Below are 6,969 nucleotides of genomic sequence, written 5' to 3'. Positions count from 1 at the left end.
GCCTTTCGCGGCCGCTGCCACAGGGTTGGGGGAGGACAAACCCCCAAGCAACCGGAACCCGGCCGCACATGGAAGGCCCGCCCCAACAACCGCCAGGCCCGGCCCCCCCCCACCCGGCCCGAGAGCCCGCCGAGCACGGCCGGGCCCGCCTCCCCGACCCTCGACCCCGTCCTGGAGCGGCTCGACCGCCTGTCGGATCTGCTGATGCGCCGCATCGACCGGCTGGAGGAACGGGTCCGCAGCCTGGAGCAGGACAATGGCGAAATCATCAACCTGCTGATCGCCGTCAAGGCCGGGCTGGAGGAAGCGTCAGGCGACCTGATCGCCCAGTTGGAGGAAGCCGACGACGGCACCGGGCAGGATGACGGCTCCGACGATGGCTCCGAAGACGGACCGCTGTTCGAGGTGCCCTGCGGCCCGAACATGCTGCATTGATCCGGACGAGCTTATCCGCCTCCGCATCGGGGCAGGTCTTCCTCGATGTCGACCTGAAACTCCTTGCCCGCCGCCCTGTGGCGGCCGGATAACTGCGGTCATGCAAACGATGTCATCCCCGCCGCATGGCCTGGAGCCTCAGACCGGCATCGAGCCGCCCACGCCGCCGTCGGCGGCAACGCCAGAGTCCCTGCTGGCGGCAACGCCGGAGTCGCTCCTGGGGGCGATGCCGGAGTCGCCGGTCTCTGGGCCGGCCGGCGTCGCCTTCTTCGACTTCGACGGGACGCTGATCCAGGGCGACAGCCTGCCGATGTTCGTCGGCGAGGTGATCGGCCGGCGCCGCGCGGCCCTGGCGCTGGCCGATGCCATCCGTTCGGCCCTGCACCGCCATGTCCGCGGCCGCGGGCCGGGCTGCGACTTTCCGGGGTCGGTCAAGGCCATCTACCTGAAGCGCACGCTGTGCGGGCTGCCGGTGGCCGACGCGTCGGCCGCGGCCGAACGCATGGTGCCGCGCGTGCGCTGGCACCAGCCGATGCTGGACGTGCTGAAGGAGCATCGCCGCCAGGGCCGCCGCGTGGTGATCGCCACCGGCGCGCTCGACCTCTATATGCCGGCACTGCTGCGCGGGCTGGAGGTGGACGATCTGCTGGCGACCGGCATGGAGGTGGTGGACGGCAGGCTGACCGGACGCCTCAGCACCGCCAACTGCGTACGGCTGGACAAGGCGGAACGGGTGACCGGCTGGATCGCCGGCCATGGTCCGGTCGCCGCCACCTGGGGCTATGGCAACCATCCCAGCGACCTGCCGATGCTGGCGCTGATGCACAAGGGCGAAGTGGTCCGTATTCGACGAAGGTCGAACCCCAGGTAGCAGGCGTTTACAACCCCGGAGCCCGCCCGCATACTCCGTCTGTCCATAACAAAAACATGATGGACGGAGGGGAACCGTGGCTTTCAGCATCGATGCCGACATCCGGATACCGGGCTATGGCGGACGCCGTGCGGTGATCGCCGATGCCGACCGCGTCCAGCGCGAGGCGCTGGCCGGCCATCTGTCCGGCCGCGGCTTTCAGGTCTCGCAGACCGACGACGCGCTGGAGGCGCTGACCATCATCGGTGCGGAGGCGCCGGCCGTGGCCTTGCTTCCGCTCGACCATGAGGGCGACGATGGCGACCGCGCCGCGGCGCTGGCGGCCATGCTCTATCCGCAGACCCGCATCCTGATGACCGGCCCGCGCATGCCGAACCTGCCCTTCCCCATCCTGCCCCGCCCGGTGGATTTGACCGCGCTTGACCGCTGGCTGGACGAGGCGACGGCTTAGATCGGATCGCGTAAAATCGGGATCGATTTGAAGCGTGAATCCGATCGTTAACTATAAGATACGGCGACACGCTCCAGCTTTTCCGGGTTGGCGATCTGATAGACCCGCAGGATCCTGTTCCCGGTGTCGCCGCAGGGGGCCACGTCAAAGGCCAGAACGCTGCGGAACGCCCCGCCCAACTCGGCCAGCAGCCCCGGCCCGCCATTCACCCGCACCGGAGTGAAGCCGAAACTGACGCCGCGCTTGCGCTGGACGCCGATCAGGAAGCGGGCGATGCGGTCGGCGCCGAACAGCGGGTTGACCGCCGTCCGCACCATCCCGCCGCCGTCGCTCAGCCATTGGGCGTCGTCGGACAGCAGGGCGACGATGGCGGCATAGTCGCGCCGGACGCTGGCCTCGGCGAAGGCATCGGCCAGACGCCGCCCGGCATCCGCGGAGTCGGCCGGCTGGCCCCAGGCGGCAGGCTCGGCCAGCCTGGTGCGGGCGCGCCGCATGATCTGACGGCAGGCCTCCACCGACTTGCCGAGCATCGCTGCGATTTCCGCATAATCGAGGTCCATCGCCTCGCGCAGGACGAAGACCGCCCGCTGGTCCGGCGCCAGCCGTTCCAGCAGCAGCAGCATCGCCAGCGGCACCGACTCGGGCTCCATGCCGTCCTCCGGCTCGGAGTCCCAGCCGGCGACCTCCGGTTCGGGCAGCCACAGCCCGTAATAGCGCTCCCGCGCCACCCGGGCGGACCGCAGCCGGTCGAGCGCCAGCCTCGTCACCAGGGTGGTGAGATAGGCGGGGGCCGACCCGACGCTGCCGGACGCCACGGCCGACCAGCGCAGCCAGGCGTCCTGCAGCGTGTCTTCCGCCTCGGCCACCGAACCGAGCAGCCGGTAGGCCAGGGCGCGCAGCCGTGCCCGCTCGCCCGCGAAGGCGGCGAGCGCGGTGTCCGGGTCGGCCAGCGCCGTCACGCCGCCATCCCGACGGCGGTGCCCTCGATATGCTGGGCGATGCCGATGCGGTTCCAGGCGTTGATCTGCGCCACCGTCGCCGTCAGCTGCGCGATCTGCTCGGCAGTGAAATGGCGTTGCAGTTCCCGGTACGCCTCGTCGATGCGGTCATGCTGGGTGCGGGTCAGCACCTCGGCCCAGGCGAAGGCTGCGCGCTCGTCCGGCAGGAACAGGTCCGACCGCTCCCACTCCGCCACGGCGGCGATGCGCTGGTCGGACTGGCCGTCGTGGCGGGCTTCCTTGCTGTGCATGTCGATGCAATAGGTGCAGCCGTTGATCTGCGACACACGCAGGTCGATCAGGTGGATCAGCCCGGTCGGCAGGCCGCTGCCGCGGATGGCCTTGGTGATGGCGAGCATCGGCGTGTACAGGGACGGCGCATCGGCGGCGACGGTAAAACGGAAAGCCATTGTTCTAATCCTCATCTGGAGTGCATCACCCCCATGACGGGACAGGTCGCTCCGGCGTGACGCATGGCTGCCCTGCGCCCCACTCAGGCCCTGGCTTTCACGCGTCGCTCAGCATTCCCATCGTGTCGCGCAGGATGGCGACCTTGGCGGCGAACCGCCCCTCCGGATCGCTCTCGCCGATCAGCTGGATCATGATGCCAAGGGCATGGGCGACCCGCGGCGCCATCCCCGGCCGCTCCCGCACGCGGCTGGCAAGCGCGGCCAGTGCCGGCCGGTAGGGGCGTCCCTCGAACCCGTCGGTGGCGATCGACTCGAACCGGTTGGCGAGGTCGAGGATCTCGCGGTTGTCGCTCATGCGCGTTCCAGCATTGTCAAACGAACAGCATGGCGCCGCCGCCGGGCGCCTCATTCAGGAAGGTGACGACGCCGCCGGTGGCGACCGGCACGTCTGCACGCAAGCAGACGCCGGGCGGCAGCCCCAGCGCCCGCAGCCCCATCTCGCAGGCCATCACCGTGACGCCCATGGCGACGCAGGCCTCCAGCAGTTCCTCGAAGGTGGCGAGGCCGTGGGCGGCGAAATAGCGGTCGCGCGCCACCGGCGTGCTGCCGTCGTCGGCCGGGTCCAGGTCGTGCCAGCCCAGCACGCCCGGCTCCGTCTCATGGACCAGGGCGCGCAGCGCGCGGCCGGTGAAGAACAGCGTGACCTTGCGGTTGGTGGCCGCCGCGGCGCTGGCCATCACCAGCGCGTAATGGACCCGGTCGAAGCCGCCGGCGAACAGCACGATGGACAGAGCCGATGTCCCACTGGCTCCGGCCCCCGACACAGGATTCGGGACCGGATTCGGCATGGTCTCAGGCAGGGCAGTGGACATGATGGCCGCCTCCCATGTTTGCCACGGCGCCCGTCAGTGGGCGGAGAGGTCGTGGATCGTCCGATGATCGCCGCAAAGCGCGCAGTCGGGATCCCGCCTGATGGTTATGCGCTGATAGGACGCATAGAGCGTGTCCATCATCAGCAGGCTGCCCGACAGGCTTTCACCCAGCCCCAGCAGCTCCTTCAGCACCTCCGTCGCTTGCAGCGAGCCGACGGAACCGGCCAGCGCCCCCAGAACGCCGCCTTCCGAACAGGACGGCACGGTGCCGCGCGGCGGCGGTTCGGGGAACAGGCAACGATAGCAGGGGTGCGGCGCCCCCAGATGCGCCTTAAAGGTGGTCAGCTGCCCGTCGAACCGCAGGATCGCCGCCGACACCAGCGTCTTGCCGGCCAGGAAGCAGGCGTCGTTCAGCAGGAAGCGCGTGGCGAAATTGTCCGACCCGTCGGCGACGAGGTCGTAGCCGGCGATCAGATCCATCGCGTTGTCGCGGTTGATCCGCATCCGGTGCGCCTCGACCCGGACATCGGGGTTCAGCGCATGGATGCGGGCGGCGGCGCTCTCCACCTTCGCAAGGCCCAGCGTCGATTCGTCGTGGATCACCTGCCGTTGCAGGTTCGACAGATCGACCGTGTCGTCGTCGACGATGCCGATGGTGCCGACGCCGGCCGCCGCCAGATAGAGCAGCAAGGGCGCGCCCAGGCCGCCGGCACCGACGACCAGCACCTTGGATCGCAACAGCTTTTCCTGGCCGATGCCGCCGACTTCCGGCAGCACGATGTGGCGGGAATAGCGGTGAAGCTGGGTGTCCGTGAAGTCCATGGCCCGCAGCATAGCGCAAGGACGGGCCGTTGCAGCAACATTCGATGCCGCGATTTCCGAGAAGCCGGCAGCGCGCAATCGCCGCGATGGGAAAAGCGTCAGGCCTTGGTCGAGGTCGTCGCCCCTTGGGACGCCCATTGCTGCAGGCGGGCCTGCCGCTCGCGCAGCGTCTTCTGGATGGCGCTTTCCTGATTGCTGCCGGAGTCCGACAGGTCCGGATTGCGCGGTACCAGTCCGAGCCGGAAATCGGTCGGCGACTTCAGGTCGGACGGCGGCACCACCACCATGGTGTATTGGCCGGGTTGCAGCTTGTAGGTCGGCTTCTGCAGGAAGTTCTGCTGGGAATCGGGCTTGCCCGAGTCGCTGGCGGCGACCACCTTGCCATCCTTGTCCATCATCGCCCAACGCGTGTTGGGCAGCGAGATGTCGGCGGTGAAGGTGCCACCCTGCACAACGTTGAAGGTGTGCTTCTGGATGCCGGTGTCGCCGTTCCCCGGTGGCTGGGCGGTGCCCTTCAAGGTCGCGCCGCCGGCCGTCACCAGAACATTCTGCCGTTCCGTGACGTCCATCGAATAGTCGCGCACGCCCGCGGCACGGTTGGCCTGGGAAAAGGTCGCCGTATAGGTGCCGGGACCGAGCCGCGCGCTGGCATCCGCCGTCGATTCGTTCGACCGGAGGCTGGTCACCACCTCGTTGCGGTCGTTGCGGATCTCGACGTTGGTGAAGCTGTTGTTGATCTTGAAGTTGTATTCGCCGGCCTTGCTGACCGTGAAAGTCTGGCTGTCGGCGTTCGCTCCGTCGGCACCGACACCCGTCGTTCTCCCCTTGAACTGGGAGAAGGCGCTGCTCGACAGGTTCGGGACGTAGGTGGAGGTGGAAATATCCGTCATGGCGGTCACTCCCCGGCGTCGGCACGGACGGAAACGACGTTGCTGATGCCGGGGAGTTTAGCCGAATTCGCAAAATCCGTCAAATTTCGGACCGGAATTTCAGCTTCAGGCTGCGGTGTGGGGACGGATAGCATCCCCACCCACGCCAATGCCTTATTATTCCAGCCCTTCGAACAGGGCGGTCGACAGGTAACGCTCGGCGAAGGACGGCAGGATCACGACGATCTGCTTGCCCTCATTCTCCGGACGGGCACCGATTTCCAGCGCGGCGGCCAGCGCCGCACCCGACGAGATACCGACCGGCACGCCCTCCAGACGGGCAACGGCGCGGGCGGTCTCGAAGGCGCGCTGGTTGGAGATGCGCACCACCTCGTCGATCAGCTCCTTCTTCAGGATGTCGGGCACGAAGCCGGCGCCGATGCCCTGGATCTTGTGCGGACCGGGCATGCCGCCGGACAGGACGGGGCTATCCTCCGGCTCCACCGCCACGGCCTTGAAGGAGGGCTTGCGCGACTTCAGGACCTCGGCGGTGCCGGTCAGCGTGCCGCCGGTGCCGACGCCGGAGATCAGGAAATCGACCTGACCGTCGGTATCCTTCCAGATTTCCTCCGCCGTGGTGGCACGGTGGACGGCCGGATTGGCGGTGTTCTTGAACTGCTGCAGCAGATAGGCGTTCGGGTCGGCGGACAGGATCTCCTCCGCCTTGCGGATGGCACCCTTCATGCCTTCCGCCGCCGGGGTCAGCACCAGCTCGGCGCCCAGCAGCTTCAGCATCTTGCGCCGTTCCACCGACATGCTTTCCGGCATGGTGAGGATCAGCTTGTAGCCCTTGGCGGCGGCGACGAAGGCCAGCGCGATGCCGGTGTTGCCGGAGGTGGGCTCCACCAGCGTGGTGCGGCCGGGGGCGATGGTGCCGGCGGCCTCGGCGGCCTCGATCATGGCGCGGCCGATGCGGTCCTTGACGCTGGCCAGCGGGTTGAAGAACTCCAGCTTGCCGATGATCTGGGCCTTCACCCCCGACTCTGCGGCGAGACGGTCCAGCCGCACCAGCGGCGTGGCACCGATCGTGTCGAGGATGCTGTCGTAGATCTTGCCGCGGAACTCCGGTGCAGCCATGATTCCACCTCTGAGATTTGTGTTATATGTGATTTCAACACCCCAGGCGGAGCATTATCCAGCACAGGGAGCCTGTCAAACGGGAAGTGGTGCCACCAAGTCCC

Annotated in this window: 9 protein-coding genes and 1 pseudogene; 3 read left to right on the top strand and 7 right to left on the bottom strand. The window is 68.1% G+C overall.

Annotated elements, in window-relative coordinates:
* The 3 genes and pseudogenes from GBZ48_RS36545 to GBZ48_RS32470 all read left to right on the top strand — a co-directional run.
* Positions 1-435, top strand: a pseudogene (locus GBZ48_RS36545) (hypothetical protein); the annotation flags it as partial.
* 100 nt (positions 436-535) lie between these two features.
* Complete coding sequence (locus GBZ48_RS32475) at positions 536-1,306, top strand: HAD family hydrolase (protein ID WP_246307612.1); 771 nt, start codon at positions 536-538, stop codon at positions 1,304-1,306.
* Between the two features lie 76 nt (positions 1,307-1,382).
* Positions 1,383-1,757, top strand: a complete 375-nt coding sequence (locus GBZ48_RS32470) for a response regulator (protein ID WP_174474794.1) — start codon at positions 1,383-1,385, stop codon at positions 1,755-1,757.
* A 47-nt stretch (positions 1,758-1,804) separates the two neighbouring features.
* Here GBZ48_RS32470 and sigJ read toward each other — a convergent pair whose 3' ends face one another.
* The 7 genes from sigJ to cysK all read right to left on the bottom strand — a co-directional run bounded on the left by sigJ (position 1,805) and on the right by cysK (position 6,865).
* Complete coding sequence (gene sigJ / locus GBZ48_RS32465) at positions 1,805-2,716, bottom strand: RNA polymerase sigma factor SigJ (protein ID WP_174474793.1); 912 nt, start codon at positions 2,714-2,716, stop codon at positions 1,805-1,807.
* On the bottom strand, positions 2,713-3,165 hold the full coding sequence (locus tag GBZ48_RS32460) for a carboxymuconolactone decarboxylase family protein (protein ID WP_174474792.1): 453 nt from the start codon (positions 3,163-3,165) through the stop codon (positions 2,713-2,715). The genes sigJ and GBZ48_RS32460 overlap by 4 nt, the downstream gene beginning before the upstream one ends.
* Positions 3,166-3,262: 97 nt before the next feature.
* A complete protein-coding gene (locus GBZ48_RS32455; RefSeq protein WP_174474791.1) occupies positions 3,263-3,520 on the bottom strand; it encodes a hypothetical protein in 258 nt (85 codons plus the stop codon).
* Between the two features lie 16 nt (positions 3,521-3,536).
* The gene (locus GBZ48_RS32450) at positions 3,537-4,013 is read right to left on the bottom strand and encodes a DsrE family protein (RefSeq protein WP_174474797.1); all 477 of its coding nucleotides are present in this window, start codon (positions 4,011-4,013) and stop codon (positions 3,537-3,539) included.
* Between the two features lie 57 nt (positions 4,014-4,070).
* The gene (locus tag GBZ48_RS32445) at positions 4,071-4,859 is read right to left on the bottom strand and encodes a HesA/MoeB/ThiF family protein (RefSeq protein ID WP_246307611.1); all 789 of its coding nucleotides are present in this window, start codon (positions 4,857-4,859) and stop codon (positions 4,071-4,073) included.
* A 98-nt stretch (positions 4,860-4,957) separates the two neighbouring features.
* The gene (locus GBZ48_RS32440; protein WP_174474789.1) at positions 4,958-5,749 is read right to left on the bottom strand and encodes a hypothetical protein; all 792 of its coding nucleotides are present in this window, start codon (positions 5,747-5,749) and stop codon (positions 4,958-4,960) included.
* A gap of 156 nt (positions 5,750-5,905) precedes the next feature.
* Positions 5,906-6,865, bottom strand: coding sequence for a cysteine synthase A (cysK, locus tag GBZ48_RS32435; protein WP_174474788.1), 960 nt, complete (start codon positions 6,863-6,865; stop codon positions 5,906-5,908).
* Between the last annotated feature and the right edge of the window lie 104 nt (positions 6,866-6,969).

The organism is Azospirillum melinis (genome assembly GCF_013340935.1).
Taxonomy (GTDB): Bacteria; Pseudomonadota; Alphaproteobacteria; order Azospirillales; family Azospirillaceae; genus Azospirillum; species Azospirillum melinis.
Note: the sequence above shows the minus strand (reverse complement) of the source record. Positions and strands in the feature narration are given on the sequence as shown.